Origin of the sequence: Luteimonas endophytica, from assembly GCF_029887875.1 — a bacterium.
GTDB lineage: Bacteria > Pseudomonadota > Gammaproteobacteria > Xanthomonadales > Xanthomonadaceae > Luteimonas > Luteimonas endophytica.
In genome coordinates this window covers 29,244-43,872 of sequence record NZ_JARXRM010000046.1, presented here as the reverse complement: position 1 = coordinate 43,872, position 14,629 = coordinate 29,244, and the positions used below count along the sequence as shown (strand labels likewise).

Below are 14,629 nucleotides of genomic sequence, written 5' to 3'. Positions count from 1 at the left end.
CGGCGCTGGCCGCCGGGAGCGGATGGGAGGCGGCCCGCGGCCGGCACCGGCCGGGTTCGCGGGCTACCCTTGCTTGAACGCAGCGCGGCGCGAAGCGTGAACCCCGCGCCCGCTACTCGTCCGAGGCGGCCTTCAGCCGCTGCCTCAGCAGCTGCACGCGCTTGCGCGCCAGCGGCTGGGTGATCCGCAGCCTGGCGGCGATCACCGGGTAGGGCAGGTCCTCGACGAAGCGGTAGGCGAACAGCCGGCGCTGGTCGCGGCTCAGTTCCGCCACCGCGGCCACCACCCTGTGCAGCTGGTCGTGCAGCTCCAGCCACTGCGGCGCGGCCAGCCCCTGGCCGGCGGCGTTCTCGACGGCGCCCTCGGCGGCGCCGCGGTCGATGGTTTCGGCTTCGCGCTTGCCGCGCCGGACCGCATCGAGGAATACGTGGCGCAGCACCACGTACAGGAAACCGCGCGGATCGGTCATCGCATCCGGCGAGCGGCGCATGAACAGCAGCGCCTTGATCGCGGTGTCGGCGATCAGGTCCTCGGCGCGGTCGCGCTGCCCCGCCGCCAGCCGCAGCGCGCGGCGCCGCAGTTCGGGCAGTTCCGCGCGCCACGCCGCGACGAACATTTCATCGGCGATCTGGAAATCGCCGCACTCCGGTGTTCGGTATTCCATGCCTGCTCCCCCCCCTGGTCCTTCGGGCGAGTCTCGGCAGCCGGGGCGCCCGCGGCCTGTTACCTGCGGGACAGGGACCAGTCCCGCGATCGGCGGGCTGGTTCCGATAGGCAACGAGTCACGCTCCGTGGCGGAAGGCAGTCACGGATTCGATGCGGGCCGCTGCCTGTCGCCGCGCGACGGACGCGCGGGAGCGGGTCATGAACGGCGCCTCGCCGGCGCATGCAATGCCAACCATTGCTTCATCGCATGCAAACGTCGCGCCTGCGACTGTCGCCGCATCCCCCAACCAAGGAGCCCTGCATGCGCGCACTCTTCGTCGGCGGCGTGGTCGACAACAGCGAGCTGGACCTGGAAGGCGAGGTACCGCCACTGCACTATCCGGCGGATGGCGGCGGTGGCCGGCCGCGCTACCGCCTGCACCAGATCGGGCGCCAGGACGGCGCCGTCGCGTATGCGGTCTACGGCGCCCCGGAACTGCCTGCCGAGCAGATCAGGCAGGTCGCCGAGGAGCGCGCGTACGCCCGCAGGTTCGAGGCCGAGCCGCAGGACGTCGAATCCTGACCGCGGCGCGGGCTCAGCCCTGCAGTTCGCGCAGGGTTACCGAAGGCGGCGCGTCCAGCACGCGCCGCGTCGCCACCAGCCCCGCCAGCAGGGTCATCAACACCCCGAGTCCGCCGCCGGCTGCGGCCAGGCGCCAGTTCGGATTCCAGGGCAGGTCGAAGACCTGGCTGGCGACGACCCCCGAGAGCACCGAAGCGGCGATCGCCGCCACCAGCCCGGCCAGCAGGCCGATCGCGGCGAACTCGGAGGCCTGGGCCAGCCGCAACTGGCGGCGGCTGCCGCCGAGCACGCGCATCACCCCACCCTCGAGCAGGCGTTCGTCCTGGCTGGCGCTCACCGCTGCCAGCAGCACCAGCACCCCGGCCCCCAGCGAGAACCAGAACACCGCCTGCACCACCACCGAGACCTGGTCCGCGGTGCTGCGCACCTGCGCCAACACCGCATCGACGTCGATCACCGACAGATTCGGGTAGCGCTCGACCAGCTCGGCGGTGAAGCGGTTGCGCTCAGGCGGCACGCTGACCGCGGTGATGTAGCTGGCCGGATAGCCGTCCAGCGCCCCGGGCGAAGCGAGCACGAAGAAGTTCGGCCGGAAGCTCTCCCATTCCACGCTGCGCAGGCTGGTGATCGGCGCCTCCAGGCGCTGGCCGGCGATATCGAAAGCGACCCGGTCGCCGATGCGCCAGCCCAGCGACTCGGCGAAGCCCTCCTCCACCGAGAATTCCGGGCTCGCCGGCACGCCTTCCCAGAAGGTGCCTGCGGTCACCTTGTTGTCGTCGCGCAGGGTCTCGGCGGTGGACAGGTTGAACTCGCGCTCGGCGCGGCGCCGGGTACGCGGATCCGCGTCGGCGTAGCGCTCGCCCGCCACCGCCTGGCCGTTGTGCGCGAGCAGGCGCGCGCGCACCATCGGGAACAGCACCGGCGGGTCGACCCGCTGCTCTTCCATGAACGCGCGCACGCCGTCCAGCTGGTCGGGCTGCACGTTGATGATGAAGCGGTTCGGTGCGTTCTCGGCCAGCGCCATCTGCCAGCGGTCGAGCAGGTCGGTGCGCACGAAGGTGAGCAGCAGCAGCGCCATCAGCCCCAGCCCCAGCGCCGAGATCTGCGCGATGCTGGTGCCGGCGCGGCGGCTGACGTTGGCCAGCCCGTAGCGCAGGCTGCCGCGCAGCCGCCCGCGCAGCCGCCGCAGCAGCGCCACCAGCGCCCAGGCCAGCAGTGCCAGCACCGCCAGGGTGGCGACGATGCCGACCAGCATCGCGGTGGCCAGTTCCGCCGAACCCGCCTTCCACCACAGCAGCGCGCCGAGGCCGGCGAACCCGGCCAGCGCGACCAGCAGCGCGCCTGGCTCCACCGGGTCCAGGTCGCGCCGCAGCACCCGCAGCGCCGGCACCCGCCGCAGCGCCAGCACCGGCGGCGCGCCGAACGCCAGCAGCACCACCATGCCGACGCCATAGCCCTGCAGCACCGGCAGCCACCCGGCCGGCGGCAGCGAGACCTTCAATGCGTCGGCGATCCAGCCCGCCACCGCCCACTGCAGCACGAATGCCAGCACCACCCCCACCGTCCCGGCGATCAGCCCGAGCAGCAGCAGCTCGCCGACGTGGATCCCGACCAGGGTGCGCTGGGTGGCGCCGAGGCAGCGCATCACCGCGGCGCCGGACAGGTGCCGTTCGCTGTGGCGCCGCGCCGCCATCGCCACCGCGACCGCCGCCAGCACCACCGAGACCAGCGCGGCAAGGCCCAGGAACCGGCCGGCGCGGTCGAGCGCCGAGCGAACCTCCGGGCGCGCGTCCTGGATCGTCTCCAGCCGCTGCCCGCGCTGCAGCCCGGCGCGAACTTCGGCGGCGAAGCCCTCGACCGCGCCGATGTCCCCGGCCACCACCAGCCGGTAGCGGATCCGGCTGCCTTCCTGCACCAGGCCGGTGGCGGGCAGGTCGGCGAGGTTGAGGAAGACCTTGGGCGCGACGTTGAAGTAGTCGATCGACGCGTCCGGCTCCTGGACCACCAGCGCGACCAGGCGCAGGCGCAGTTCACCGATGCCGATCTCGTCGCCGAGGCGCGCGCCCAGGGTATCGGCGCCGGCCCGGCTCATCCACACCGTGCCCGGCGCGGGCACGCCGCCGGCGTCGCGTTCGGCGCCGCCGCGCGCGTCGACGATGCGGAACGCGCCGCGCAGCGGGAAACCTTCGGCCAGCGCGCGCAGGTCGCCCAGGCGCGGCTCGTCGCCGGCGCGGATCATGCTGTCGAGCTCGACGGTCTCGGTGCGGCGCAGGCCGGCGGCGTCGGCGGCCGCGCGCACGGCCTCGTCGATCGGCGCGTCGGCGCGCAGCACCGCGTCGCCGCCGAGCAGGCGGTTGGCCTCGACCGCGAGCGCGCGCGCGGCGCGGTCGGTGACCAGGCCCACCGCGGTCACCGCCAGTACCGCCAGCACCAGCGCCGCCAGCATGATCCGCACCTCGCCGGCGGCCAGGTCCCGGCGCAGCTGGGTCCAGGCCAGCGCCGCGACCCTCATGCGCCGGACACCAGGCGGCCGCCGTCCAGCCGCAGCACCCGGCCGCAGCGCGAGGCCAGGTGCTCGTCGTGGGTCACCAGCACCAGGGTGGTCCCGGCCTCGGCGTTCATCGCGAACAGCAGCTCGATGATCGCCTGCCCGGTGCGGGTGTCCAGGTTGCCGGTGGGCTCGTCGGCGAACAGCAGCGACGGGCCGGTCACGAAGGCGCGCGCCAGCGCCACCCGCTGCTGCTCGCCGCCGGACAATTGCCGCGGGTAGTGGCCCAGGCGCTCGCCCAGGCCGACCTTGCGCAGGGTCTCCTCTGCCGGCCCGCGGGCGTCGGCATCGCCGCGCAGTTCCAGCGGCAGCATGGCGTTCTCCAGCGCGGTGAGCGAAGGCAGCAGCTGGAAGCTCTGGAACACGAAGCCGACCTTGCGCGCCCGGACCCGGGCGCGGCCGTCCTCGTCCAGGGTCGACAGCGGCACGCCGTCGAGCCGCACCTCGCCGCTGCTGGGGGTGTCGAGCCCGGCCAGCAGCGACAGCAGCGTGCTCTTGCCCGAGCCGGAGGCGCCGATGATGGCGACGCTGTCGCCGTGGGCGATGCGGAACCCGACCCCGTCGAGGATGGTCAGCTCGCCGGACGGCAGCGGCACGCGCTTGCCCAGGCCGGCAACCTCGAGCGCGTGGCGGGTCTGCGCGGGGGTGGCGGGGGAGGAGTCGGCCATGTTGGTCCTCGTGCGGGGGAATCGGCGATCATCGGCGGCGGCGATTAAACGATTTTTAAGCGCTTCCGGCTCGACTGGCGCCCCGGCCGCGGCGGCGCCTATGCTGGCGGCCACGATCATCGGAGCGGGGAATGGCGTTGCGAAACCACGGGTATGCGGCCTTCCGCCGCCAGTTGCAATGTGCCATCGGCTGGGGACTGCTGCTGGCGGCCGCGTTGTTTTCGGTGGCCCAGGCTGCGGAACCGGCGCCGGCGCGCACCGCCGGCGAAGCGCCGCGCACCCTGCTGGTGATGGGGGATTCGCTGTCGGCCGGCTACGGCATGGCCGCGTCCGAGGGCTGGGTGGCGCTGCTCGGCGAGGACCTGGCCGGAATGCGCCCGGGCTGGCGGGTGGTCAACGCCAGCATCAGCGGCGAGACCAGCGCCGGCGGCTCCTCGCGGATCGTCGGCGAGCTCACGCGCCACCGGCCGGACGTGGTGGTGATCGCGCTGGGCGCCAACGACGGCCTGCGCGGCCTGCCGATCCGCGAGATGCGCCGCAACCTGGCGCGCATGATCGGCGCTTCGCAGCACGTCGGCGCGGAGGTGCTGCTGGTCGGCATGCGCATGCCGCCGAATCTGGGCGGCGACTACACCCGCCGGTTCGAGGCGCTGTACCGGGAGCTGGCGGAGTTCTTCGGGATCCCGCTGCTGCCGTTCCTGCTCGAGCCGATCGCGCGCGACCGCCAGGCGTTCCAGGACGACAACCTGCATCCGACGGCGGAAGCCCAGGGGCGGCTGCGCGACCACGTGCGCGCGGCGCTGGAGCCGTTGCTCCGGGCCGATGCGGACGCACCGGCCGGCACGGCCCGCTGAGTTCGGCGTTGCGGCCCGGGGCGCCGGGGCGCCACGGGCCGGCGTGCAGCGGCAAGCTGAACCGACGACGACCGCGACCGGCGGACCGGCCGGCGCCGCGTTGCATGCGTTCGGGCGTCGGCGCAGACTCGATCACACGTCCGCGGGAGACCTGCCATGAGACTCATCCTTCCGGCACTGCTGATCGGCCTGCTCTTCGCCACCGCGGCCGAGGCCCGCGTCCGCAGCGTGACCGACCCGGAGGCGCCGCGCGCGCTGGCCGACGAAGGCCGCGTCGCCGTGGCCTGGACCGACCCGGCCCAGTTCACCGAGATCCGCCACAGCCGCAATCGCTGGGAAGCGGTGCGCGGAGACTGGGTGCAACAGCTCGCCGAGCACCTGCGCGAGAGCGCCGCGGCGCGGTTGCCGCCGGGCGAGCGGCTCGAGATCACCATCACCGACATCCGCCGCGCCGGCAGCTACGAGCCTTGGCACGGCCCGCGCATGGACCACGTGCGGATGATGCGCGACATCTACTGGCCGAAGATCTCGCTCGAGTTCCGCCGCCTCGACGCCAGTGGCGCGGTACTCGCCGAGGGGACCCGGGAACTGAGCGATCCGGGCTACCTGTCCGGCGCATCCACCCTCCGCGACTCGGATGCGCTGCGTTACGAGAAAAGCCTGCTGGACCGCTGGGTGCGCCGCGAATTCGAGGGGCCCGGGTCGCGCGCCGGCGCCGGGACGGCGCACTCCGGCGATCGTGGCAACGCGCCGGCCTAGGGATCGTCGCACCGCGCTCGCGCACGGCTCGGCCGATCCGCGCCGCATGAACCGTTGGACGCCGGCGCGGCCGCACGCGCCGTGACCGTGTATGTCGACGATGCCGTCACCCTGTGGCGGGGGCGGCGCTGGGCGCACCTGATGGCCGACACCCTCGCCGAACTGCATCCGTTCGCCGCGCGCCTGGGCATCCCGCGGCGGGCGTTCCAGAACCGCACCAGCGGCGCCCACTACGACGTGACCGCGGAACTGCGCGAACAGGCGTTGCGGCTCGGCGCGGTGGCGATCTCCCGGCACCGCGACCGCGAGCTGGTGCGCGCGGTGATCCGCAACGCCCGCGCGCAGGGGCGCGGCGAAGCGCCCTAGGGACGGCCGCGCGCCGTTGCCGCCATCAGCGCACCACGTCGAGAAAGTGCATGTGGCGCTGGTACTGGTCGAGCACGTCGTGGATCAACTCGTCCCGGTGCCAGCCCATGACGTCGTAGTCCTGCCCGCCCTCGCGCAGGTGCACTTCGGCGCGGAAGTAGCGGCTCTCTTCGACGCGCTTGCGGCGCAGGTCGCTCATCGCGAAAGACGGCGGCGCATAGGGGCGCGGCCGCACCGAATAGAAGAAATCCATCTCCTCCCCGTGGCCCACCTCGATCCAGATGCGCCCGTCCGCGGCCTCGTCCACCCGCGCTTTCATGCCGTGCTTGGCCAGTTCCGCGGCCACCTCGGCCAGCGCCGGCCGGACCTGCTGCTGCAGGAACTCCAGCACCTCCTGGCGGCGCGGATGGTGCGCCATCGCGCGCAGCCGGGTCTTCCAGTCGATCGGCCCGGCGATGCCCAGCGGCGCCAGCCGCGCCTCGCGCATGCTGAGCTGGCGGGTCACCTCCAGCCGCATCGCCCGGACCATGCCCCAGCACATCAACAGCATGACCAGGGCGAACGGCAGCGCGCTGGCGATGGTCGCCGCCTGCAGCGCGCCGAGCCCGCCGGCATACAGCAGCACCGCCGCGATCGCGCCCTCCACCACCGCCCAGAAGATCCGCTGCCATAGCGGGCCTTCATCCACGCCGCCGGAGGTCAGCATGTCCACCACCAGCGAGCCGGAGTCGGAAGAGGTGACGAAGAAGGTGATCACCAGCAGCGTCGCCAGCAGCGAGGTGATCGACGACAGCGGCAGCAGCTCGAAGAACCGGAACAGCGCCACCGAGCTGTCCTCGGCCACCGCCTCCATCAGCCCGGCCGACCCGTCCACCATGATCATGTGCAGCGCGGTGTTGCCGAAGAACGTCATCCACATGAAGGTGAACCCCAGCGGCACCAGCAGCACCCCGGTGACGAATTCGCGCACGGTCCGCCCACGCGATACGCGGGCGATGAACATCCCCACGAACGGCGACCAGGCGATCCACCATCCCCAGTAGAACAACGTCCAGCCGCCGATCCAGCCGGTGGGCTCGTACGCGTAGAGATTGAAGGTCATCGAGAACAGGTTGGAAACGTACATGCCGGTGTTCTGCACCAGCGTCTGCAGCAGGTACACGGTCGGGCCGGCGACCAGCACGAATGCCAGCAGCGTCACCGCCAGGATCATGTTGAGCTCGGAAATGCGGCGGATCCCGGCGTCCAGGCCCAGGCCCACCGACAATGTCGCCACGCCGGTGATCACCGCGATCAGGACCATCTGCGTGGCGATGCCGACCGGCACGTCGAACAGGTAGGCCAGGCCGGAATTGACCTGGATCACGCCGAAGCCCAGCGAGGTCGCCACGCCGAACAGCGTCCCCAGCACCGCGAACACGTCCACGGCATGGCCGATCGGCCCGTGGATCCGCTCGCCGATCAGCGGATACAGCGACGAGCGGATGGTCAGCGGCAGCCCGTGGCGGAAGGCGAAATAGGCCAACGACAGCGCCACCACCGCATAGATCGCCCAGGCGTGGATGCCCCAGTGGAAGAACGTGACGCGCATCGCCTGGCGCGCGGCAGCCACGGTTTCCGGATCGCCGACCGGAGGCGTGGCGTAGTGCATGATCGGCTCGGCGACGCCGAAGAACATCAGGCCGATTCCCATCCCGGCCGAGAACAGCATCGCGAACCAGGACGGATAGCTGTAGTCCGGCGAGCTGTGGTCCGGCCCCAGCTTGAGCCTGCCGAAGCTGGAAAACGCCAGCGAGACTACGAACACCAGGAAGCCGGCGACCGCCAGCACGTAGAACCAGCCGGCGCTCTCGACCACCCAGCCCTGGAGACCGCCGAAGAACGCATCCGACCAGTCCGGCGCGAACGCCCCCAGAGCGACGAACACCAGCGCCAAGGCCGCCGAGGTGAAGAATACCGGCGGATTGATCCTGTACCAGCCGGGTTTCGATGGTTGGGTTCGCTCGTTCACGTTCTTCGCTCCGGCTGTGCGCGGTCGCCGTGTCTGGCGGTGGGCCGCGCCCGGCGCGGCGCGGCGAAATCCGTCGCCGATGGGTCAGAAATAGAAGCCGACGTTGAGGTTCAGGCGAGATCGCCAGCGATCCGACCCCGGCTCGTCGATGCCGATGCCGGAGCCGCCGACGAACCACATGTTGCGGCCGGCGATCCAGTCCAGGTAGGTGAACATGGCGCCCTTGGCGAAGCTGCAGCCGGTGACGTTCTGCCACGACTCGCGCAGGCCCGGGGCGCGGGCCACCGGAAAGGTCGCACTGAGATCGTTGTAACAGGTGATGCCGTCGAACCATCCCGTGTGCGGCAGCTCCCAGGCCAGGTTGAAGGTTGGCACGTCGGCCTCGGCGGCGATTTCGAACGGAAAGCCGAATGCCGACATCGCGACCCGCGTTTCCGGCACGCGGTAGCGGTAGCGCGCCCATTGCAGCTGCAGGGTGAACGGATCACGCCGCCACTGCGCGTGCAGCGCCGCGCCCTCGTGGCGGTGGCGCCGGCCGTCCGGGCGGCGCTCCACCCGCCCGGCGAACAGCGACGCGCCGAGCTCGAGGCCGCTGCCATCGCCGCGCCGGTCGTACTCGTAGCGGAGCGCAACCCGTCCGCGCTCGCGATAGGGCAGCGCGTCGGTCGTGGCGACGTCGAACGAGTATCGGTCGTAGCGCGCGCCGGTGCCGTATTCGTCTCCGGAGAACGCCCCGACATGCCACTGGTGCGCACCCTCGCCGCGCTGCCAGACGATGCCGAGGTCGTAGTCGTCCTCGATCCCCAGGTAGTAGCCCGAGCCGAACCAGAAGCTGTGCGAGGCGTAAGGCAGCAGCCCGAACGGCACCTGCTGCACCCCGGCCCGCAGTTCCGAGGACGGACCCGGCTTCCAGCCGGCCCAGGCATGGTGGACGGCGTCGAAACCGTCGTACCAGCGGTACTGCAGCGAAAAGGAGAACCGACCGGCGTCGCCGCTCGCGTCCACCCGCACCAGTTCCGGCTCGAATCCGGTGGAAGGGCCGTAGTCGAGCCAGCCGTAGCTGAAACGGATGGCCCCGCCCAGCGAATAGTCCGGCTCCGCGGCCCCCTCCGCCGCCGGCGCCAGGGCCGGCACGCCCAGCAGGAGCAACAGATGCGGCCAGACTCCCGGCGCCACTGGCGATCCACCTCCCCGCACATCCACGAAGGGTCAGGTTAGACCGGGGAAGCGGGGGCGCCGTGAAGACGGGCCGCGGAGCGCGCGCCGGATGCCCTACCCGCCCGGCACCACCTGCAGATCGTCCCCGCGTGCGCGGACCTCGAGGTGGCGGCCGGTGCGCGGGTCGACAACGCGGTTCGGGCCGACCTGCAGCGCTCCCGGAATCAGCCTGCCGCCGCGGTCGTAGACGCGCGCGGCGGCGGGCCGCAGCGCGGTGTCGGCGGCGGCGGCCCGCTCCGGCCGAAGCGCGTTGGGCGACGGCCCCGCCGCCGGGATGACGCTCTCCTGGCGCGGCCGCGCGGAGAGATCGCCGGCGACCCCGCGCGGTGGCGGCGGCGAAGCGCGCACCCGCGGCGGCGGCAGGATTTCGGCGCGGCGGGGTTCGCCCACCTGCGCGCCAGCCGCGCCGCTCAACGCGCCCAGCGACGGCAGCAGCAGCGCCAGCATCAACCCGGTGGCGGGCGGAAGGCGGCGGAACACGCGTCGATTCATGGGCCGAGTCTAGGTGCGCCTCGCTATCGCCCGCATGAATCGCCGGGGCCCGGCCTTGCCGGCGCACAGCGGGGACCTCGCGTCGCAGCAACCCCGGCGGGCGCGGGCAATCGACGATGAACGCGCCCCTCAGCCACCGCGCCGGCAGCTGAACAGCGGGCGGTTCGCGCTGCCGGATCCCCGCGTCCAGGCGTTCGCGGTCACGCATCGTGGACATTCGGGCGGGGAAACTCGCCGCACCGTTTCCCACTGCTGGAGCACGCAATGAACGAGCTCATCAAGCGCAACCCGCGCAACACACTTGCCGCCGCGCTGTCGGTTGCCCTGATGCTCGCCGCCGGCGGCGTCATGGCCCAGGAGGCCGCGGCCGACGCCGATGCACAGGTCGACACCCAGACGCGGACGGACGCGGGAATGGAGTCCGACCAGCCCGTCAACGACACCTGGATCACCACCAAGGTCAAGTCGAGCCTGCTCGCCGACACCGACGTGGCCGGCCTGCAGGTCGAGGTCGAGACCGTCAACGGTGTGGTCTCCCTGTCCGGCGACGTCGAGAGCCGGGCGCAGATCGACGCGGCCAAGCGCATCGCCGCCGGCATCGAGGGCGTGACGAACGTGGACGCCTCCGGGCTGACCGTTGCCCCCGCAGCGACCGATCGCGATACCGACATGCGTGCCGCCGCCGACGCGCGCATGGATGCCCGGGAGGACGCGCGTATGGACGTCGGGATGGAGTCGGACCAGCCCATCGACGACACCTGGATCACCACCAAGGTCAAATCCAGCCTGCTCGCCGACACCGACGTGGCCGGCCTGCAGGTGGAGGTCGAGACCGTCAACGGCGAGGTCTCCCTGACCGGCGGCGTGGAGAGCCAGGCCCAGATCGATGCGGCCAGGCGCATCGCCGCGGACATCGATGGGGTCGCGAGCGTCGACACCTCCGGCCTGCGCGTGGAGCGCAGTGGCGATGCCGGAGCCCACAGCCACCCCCACGCCCGGGCCGACGACCATGCCAGCGCCGAGGCCGGCGCCCGCCATGCCACCGACGCCCGCGCCGAGACCGACATGGACATGGACATGGAAGGGGAGTCCGACCAGCCCATCGACGACACCTGGATCACCACCAAGGTCAAGTCCAGCCTGCTCGCCGACACCGACGTGGCCGGGCTGCAGATCGACGTCGAGACGGTCAACGGCGTGGTCACCCTGTCGGGCGACGTCGAGAGCCAGGCGCAGATCGACGCGGCCAAGCGCATCGCCGCCGACATCGAGGGTGTGGCCAGCGTCGACGCTTCCGCACTGACGGTATCGGCCACCGGCGAGTAGCCGACGCGACAACAACGAGAACCGGAGCCGATCCGGCATTCGTAGCGCTTGCGGCCGCGGCCCTGCACAGGGTCGCGGCCTTTTTCGTGGTCGATCACGCAAGGGGCGACAATGGCCGCGTCTTGCGGTATAGAAGGCGCCGGGGATGGGCCGACATGGTGGTCGGCCACCAGGGACGAAGGGGAAAACCGTGCACGACACGATGACCGGCCGCCGCCCGTGCGCGCGCGCCATGCTGACGGCTGCCCTCGCGGTGGCGCTCGCCGCTTGCGGCGGCGGCGGCGGCGGGGACAACGTCCGGCCGGACCCGGCGACACCGCCGACCACCCCGCCTCCGCCGCCTCCACCACCACCGGAGCCGCCTCCTCCGCCGGCTCCACCGCCGACCCCGCAACCGGCGGTCGACGCGCATCTGGCCCTGACCAATGCCCGGGACGCCCACGACGCCGGCTACAGCGGCGCCGGCTATCGCATCGGCGTGATCGATACCGGCATCAACCGCGATCACCCGGCGCTGGTCGGGCGGGTCATCGCCAACCTCACCTACGTCGGCCAGGACAACGATCTGGGCGTAGACGACGTGGTCGGCCACGGCACCACCGTGGCGCAGATCGCCGCGGGCGCGGCGGTCGGCGAGTGGCCCGGCGGCATCGCCCCCGGCGCCGAACTGCTCTCGGCGCGGATCATCAACGACGAGCCGCCGGAAGACGACGGCTCGGGCCAGGGCAACGAGGTGGACGGTCCGCTGGGGCTGCTGCCGATCCACGAGGACCTGATCGACCGCGGCATGCGGATCATGAACAACTCCTGGGGCGGCCTGTACTGGACCGACCCGGCAGCCACCGACCCGATCGCTTCCGAGTACCGCTCCTTCGTCCACGACCACGACGGCCTGGTGGTGTTCGCCACCGGCAACGAGTCCGGCGCGGACCCGTCCGATACCGCCGCGCTGCCCAGCCAGCCGGGACCCGGCGGCACCCGTCCGGCGGCGGACCTGGAGCGCGGCTGGCTCGCGGTAGCGGCGCTCGACACCGCCAACCCGACCGAGCTGGCCGACTACTCCAATGCGTGCGGCATCGCGATGTCGTACTGCCTGGTGGCGCCGGGCACGGTGATGTTCACCGCGCACGATGCCACGACCGGCGATCCGGACCTGTGGTACGGCAGCGGTACCTCGTTCGCCGCCCCGCAGGTGGCGGGCGCGGCCGCGCTGGTCTGGGAGGCGTTCCCGTACTTCGACAACGACCTGGTGCGGCAGACCCTGCTGGGCACCGCGGCCGACCTGGGCGATCCCGGCCCGGATGCGGTGTTCGGGTACGGCCTGCTCGATGTCGGCAAGGCGGTGCTTGGACCGGCGAGGTTCGACTGGGGCGATGTGACCGTCAACCTCCAAGGCCACATGGGAAGCATGTGGCAGAACTCCATCAGCGGCGCGGGTGGCCTGATCGTGGACGGCAACGGACAGCCCGGCAACCTCTCGCTGGAAGGCGAGAACACCTACACCGGGACCACGCGAGTCCGCGGACAAGCGGTTCTGGCCGTGAGGAACTCCCTGACCTCGCCGATCCACGTCGAGCCAACAGGCTCGGTTCAAGTGTTCGGGGGCCAGCTGCAGGGGAACGTACTGAACCAAGGCAGCCTGAGTTTCGGCCACGGCGGTGGCGCGCAGACGACATTCCGTGGCGATATCCGGAACGAGGGTTTCGTCATGGTCGGGCGCTATCCGAACGCTAGATTCAAAGGGGATTACATCCAGATAGGAGGCGGCGTACTGAGCATCTACCTGGGCGCGGACCCTCTGCATTTCGAAGGGCAGGCTACGCTGGCCGGGAATCTCGACATCAACGGCGTGGTGAGTGGCTACGTGGCACGGAGTAGCACGGAGGTACTGATCGCCGACGGTGGCGTATCGGGAGAGTTCTCGACGATGACTTGGAATCCCAGCCTGGTACTAGTCGCGACGTTCGGCTACGGGACCGATCGGGTCTGGCTGGATGTCGAGCGTGCAGACGTCGCCGCCACAGCGGGGGGACTGGCCGGCATGACAGTGTCATCACTGGACTCGGCCGTCCGGCTGGAGAATGCCTTTCGAAGAATCGATGCTCAGTTGCCAGGGGAAGGTGCCGACGATCTGCCTGCCGACAACGGCCTGATCCGCGCGGCCGGGCAGATCCAGCAGGTACAGACCGCCAGTGCGTTCACGACGATGCTCGACAGCCTGTCCGGGAAGGCCCACGCCGCAGCCTCGGCGATGACCTTCGACAGCATCGATCTCAACCGGCGTGCGCTGTCGTCGCGCTTCGGTGAACTGGCAGGGCGGCCGGCGGCCGGTGGCGAGTGGACCCAGGCGCTCGGCGGTGCCGGCTCTGGGAGCTTCGCCGGCGGCGATTACCAGATGGACGGCTGGATGCTGGGCAACGACTACCGCCTCGGCGGCTCGGGCGTGGCCGGCCTGGCCTTCGGCCAGACCCGCGCCGACAGCGCGGTGCCCGGCGCTGCGGAGCGCGGCCGCGATCGCCAGGCGCAGGGCCAGGTGTACGGCGGCTGGCTGCACGGCAACGGCTATGCGATGGGACAGCTCGGTGTCGGCCGCTACGATCGTCGCATCGACCGGCAGCTGCTGCTGGGCGGCGACCGATCCGCGGTGCAGGCCGACTATGCCGGCACGTTCGCCTCGGCCGGCCTCGAGGCGGGGTACCGCTTCGGCCTTGGCGCCACCAGCCTGACGCCGTACGCCGGCGCCGAACACGCGCGCGTCGAGAGCGACGGCTTCCATGAGCGGGGCGCCTCGGGTTTCGGCCTGCGCACCGGCGCGATCGCCTCCTCGCGGACCCAGGCGATCGCCGGCCTGCGCGCCGCGCACGCCTGGCGCGGCCTGGACCTGCGCGGCTACGCCGAGTGGCAGCACACCCTGAGCGCCGATGGCCTGGAGGTGGATGCCAGCTTCGTCGGCGTGGACGCGTGGTCGCCGCTGGCGGGGCTGCAGCCGGCGCGTTCGGGCGGCCTGGCGGGCGTCGCCGTGGATGCGTGGCTGTCGCGCGATGCCAGCCTCTCGTTCGGCTACGACCAGCGCTTCGGCCCGCGCGGCGATGCGCGCGCGGTGTCGCTGCGCTACGCACTGGGGTTCTGATGCCTGGTGTGCGGCGATGCCTGGCATCG

12 protein-coding genes are annotated in these 14,629 nt (G+C 71.8%); 6 read left to right on the top strand and 6 right to left on the bottom strand.

All coding sequences use genetic code 11. The annotated features are described in order from the left end of the window. Positions 1-112 precede the first annotated feature (112 nt). A complete protein-coding gene (locus QFW77_RS17785) occupies positions 113-664 on the bottom strand; it encodes an RNA polymerase sigma factor (RefSeq protein WP_280576175.1) in 552 nt (183 codons plus the stop codon). A gap of 303 nt (positions 665-967) precedes the next feature. Between QFW77_RS17785 and QFW77_RS17780 the strand changes: the two genes are divergently transcribed. Further along, a complete protein-coding gene (locus QFW77_RS17780; RefSeq protein ID WP_280576174.1) occupies positions 968-1,228 on the top strand; it encodes a hypothetical protein in 261 nt (86 codons plus the stop codon). Positions 1,229-1,241: 13 nt separating this feature from the next. On the opposite strand, the gene QFW77_RS17775 is transcribed toward QFW77_RS17780, so the two are convergent. Together QFW77_RS17775 and QFW77_RS17770 are read right to left on the bottom strand one after the other, a co-directional pair. After that, positions 1,242-3,740, bottom strand: coding sequence for an ABC transporter permease (locus QFW77_RS17775; RefSeq protein WP_280576173.1), 2,499 nt, complete (start codon positions 3,738-3,740; stop codon positions 1,242-1,244). After that, positions 3,737-4,444 (bottom strand): ABC transporter ATP-binding protein, encoded by a 708-nt coding sequence (locus QFW77_RS17770; protein ID WP_280576172.1) that lies wholly within the window; start codon positions 4,442-4,444, stop codon positions 3,737-3,739. Before QFW77_RS17770 ends, QFW77_RS17775 begins: the two co-directional genes overlap by 4 nt. 131 nt (positions 4,445-4,575) lie before the next feature. On the opposite strand from QFW77_RS17770, the gene QFW77_RS17765 reads away from it, so the two are divergent. The 3 genes from QFW77_RS17765 (at position 4,576) to QFW77_RS17755 (ending at position 6,423) form a co-directional block, all read left to right on the top strand. Next, positions 4,576-5,298 (top strand): arylesterase, encoded by a 723-nt coding sequence (locus QFW77_RS17765; RefSeq protein ID WP_280576171.1) that lies wholly within the window; start codon positions 4,576-4,578, stop codon positions 5,296-5,298. Between the two features lie 156 nt (positions 5,299-5,454). Beyond that, positions 5,455-6,057, top strand: coding sequence for a DUF3016 domain-containing protein (locus QFW77_RS17760; RefSeq protein ID WP_280576170.1), 603 nt, complete (start codon positions 5,455-5,457; stop codon positions 6,055-6,057). 81 nt (positions 6,058-6,138) lie between these two features. Continuing rightward, positions 6,139-6,423, top strand: a complete 285-nt coding sequence (locus QFW77_RS17755; RefSeq protein ID WP_280576459.1) for a DUF4031 domain-containing protein — start codon at positions 6,139-6,141, stop codon at positions 6,421-6,423. Between the two features lie 25 nt (positions 6,424-6,448). On the opposite strand, the gene QFW77_RS17750 is transcribed toward QFW77_RS17755, so the two are convergent. From QFW77_RS17750 to QFW77_RS17740, 3 genes are all read right to left on the bottom strand, one after another. After that, the gene (locus tag QFW77_RS17750; RefSeq protein ID WP_280576169.1) at positions 6,449-8,434 is read right to left on the bottom strand and encodes a BCCT family transporter; all 1,986 of its coding nucleotides are present in this window, start codon (positions 8,432-8,434) and stop codon (positions 6,449-6,451) included. 84 nt (positions 8,435-8,518) lie between these two features. Beyond that, positions 8,519-9,610: a putative porin gene (locus QFW77_RS17745; RefSeq protein WP_280576168.1), complete on the bottom strand. Its 1,092-nt coding sequence runs from the start codon at positions 9,608-9,610 to the stop codon at positions 8,519-8,521. A 96-nt stretch (positions 9,611-9,706) separates the two neighbouring features. Then, a complete protein-coding gene (locus QFW77_RS17740; protein ID WP_280576167.1) occupies positions 9,707-10,144 on the bottom strand; it encodes a hypothetical protein in 438 nt (145 codons plus the stop codon). 264 nt (positions 10,145-10,408) lie between these two features. Here QFW77_RS17740 and QFW77_RS19185 point away from each other — a divergent pair, with 264 nt between their 5' ends. Further along, entirely contained in the window at positions 10,409-11,470 is a 1,062-nt protein-coding gene (locus QFW77_RS19185) for a BON domain-containing protein (RefSeq protein WP_280576166.1), read from the top strand. A 202-nt stretch (positions 11,471-11,672) separates the two neighbouring features. Further along, positions 11,673-14,600: an autotransporter serine protease gene (locus tag QFW77_RS17730; RefSeq protein WP_280576458.1), complete on the top strand. Its 2,928-nt coding sequence runs from the start codon at positions 11,673-11,675 to the stop codon at positions 14,598-14,600. Positions 14,601-14,629: the final 29 nt, after the last annotated feature.

Bases quoted from the DNA above. Each gene is read 5' to 3' on its own strand.
- QFW77_RS17760 (WP_280576170.1), top strand. From the start codon at position 5,455: ATGAGACTCATCCTTCCGGCACTGCTGATCGGCCTGCTCTTCGCCACC.
- QFW77_RS17730 (WP_280576458.1), top strand. From the start codon at position 11,673: ATGACCGGCCGCCGCCCGTGCGCGCGCGCCATGCTGACGGCTGCCCTC.
- QFW77_RS17770 (WP_280576172.1), bottom strand. From the start codon at position 4,444: ATGGCCGACTCCTCCCCCGCCACCCCCGCGCAGACCCGCCACGCGCTC.
- QFW77_RS17765 (WP_280576171.1), top strand. From the start codon at position 4,576: ATGGCGTTGCGAAACCACGGGTATGCGGCCTTCCGCCGCCAGTTGCAA.
- QFW77_RS17785 (WP_280576175.1), bottom strand. From the start codon at position 664: ATGGAATACCGAACACCGGAGTGCGGCGATTTCCAGATCGCCGATGAA.
- QFW77_RS19185 (WP_280576166.1), top strand. From the start codon at position 10,409: ATGAACGAGCTCATCAAGCGCAACCCGCGCAACACACTTGCCGCCGCG.
- QFW77_RS17775 (WP_280576173.1), bottom strand. From the start codon at position 3,740: ATGAGGGTCGCGGCGCTGGCCTGGACCCAGCTGCGCCGGGACCTGGCC.
- QFW77_RS17780 (WP_280576174.1), top strand. From the start codon at position 968: ATGCGCGCACTCTTCGTCGGCGGCGTGGTCGACAACAGCGAGCTGGAC.
- QFW77_RS17740 (WP_280576167.1), bottom strand. From the start codon at position 10,144: ATGAATCGACGCGTGTTCCGCCGCCTTCCGCCCGCCACCGGGTTGATG.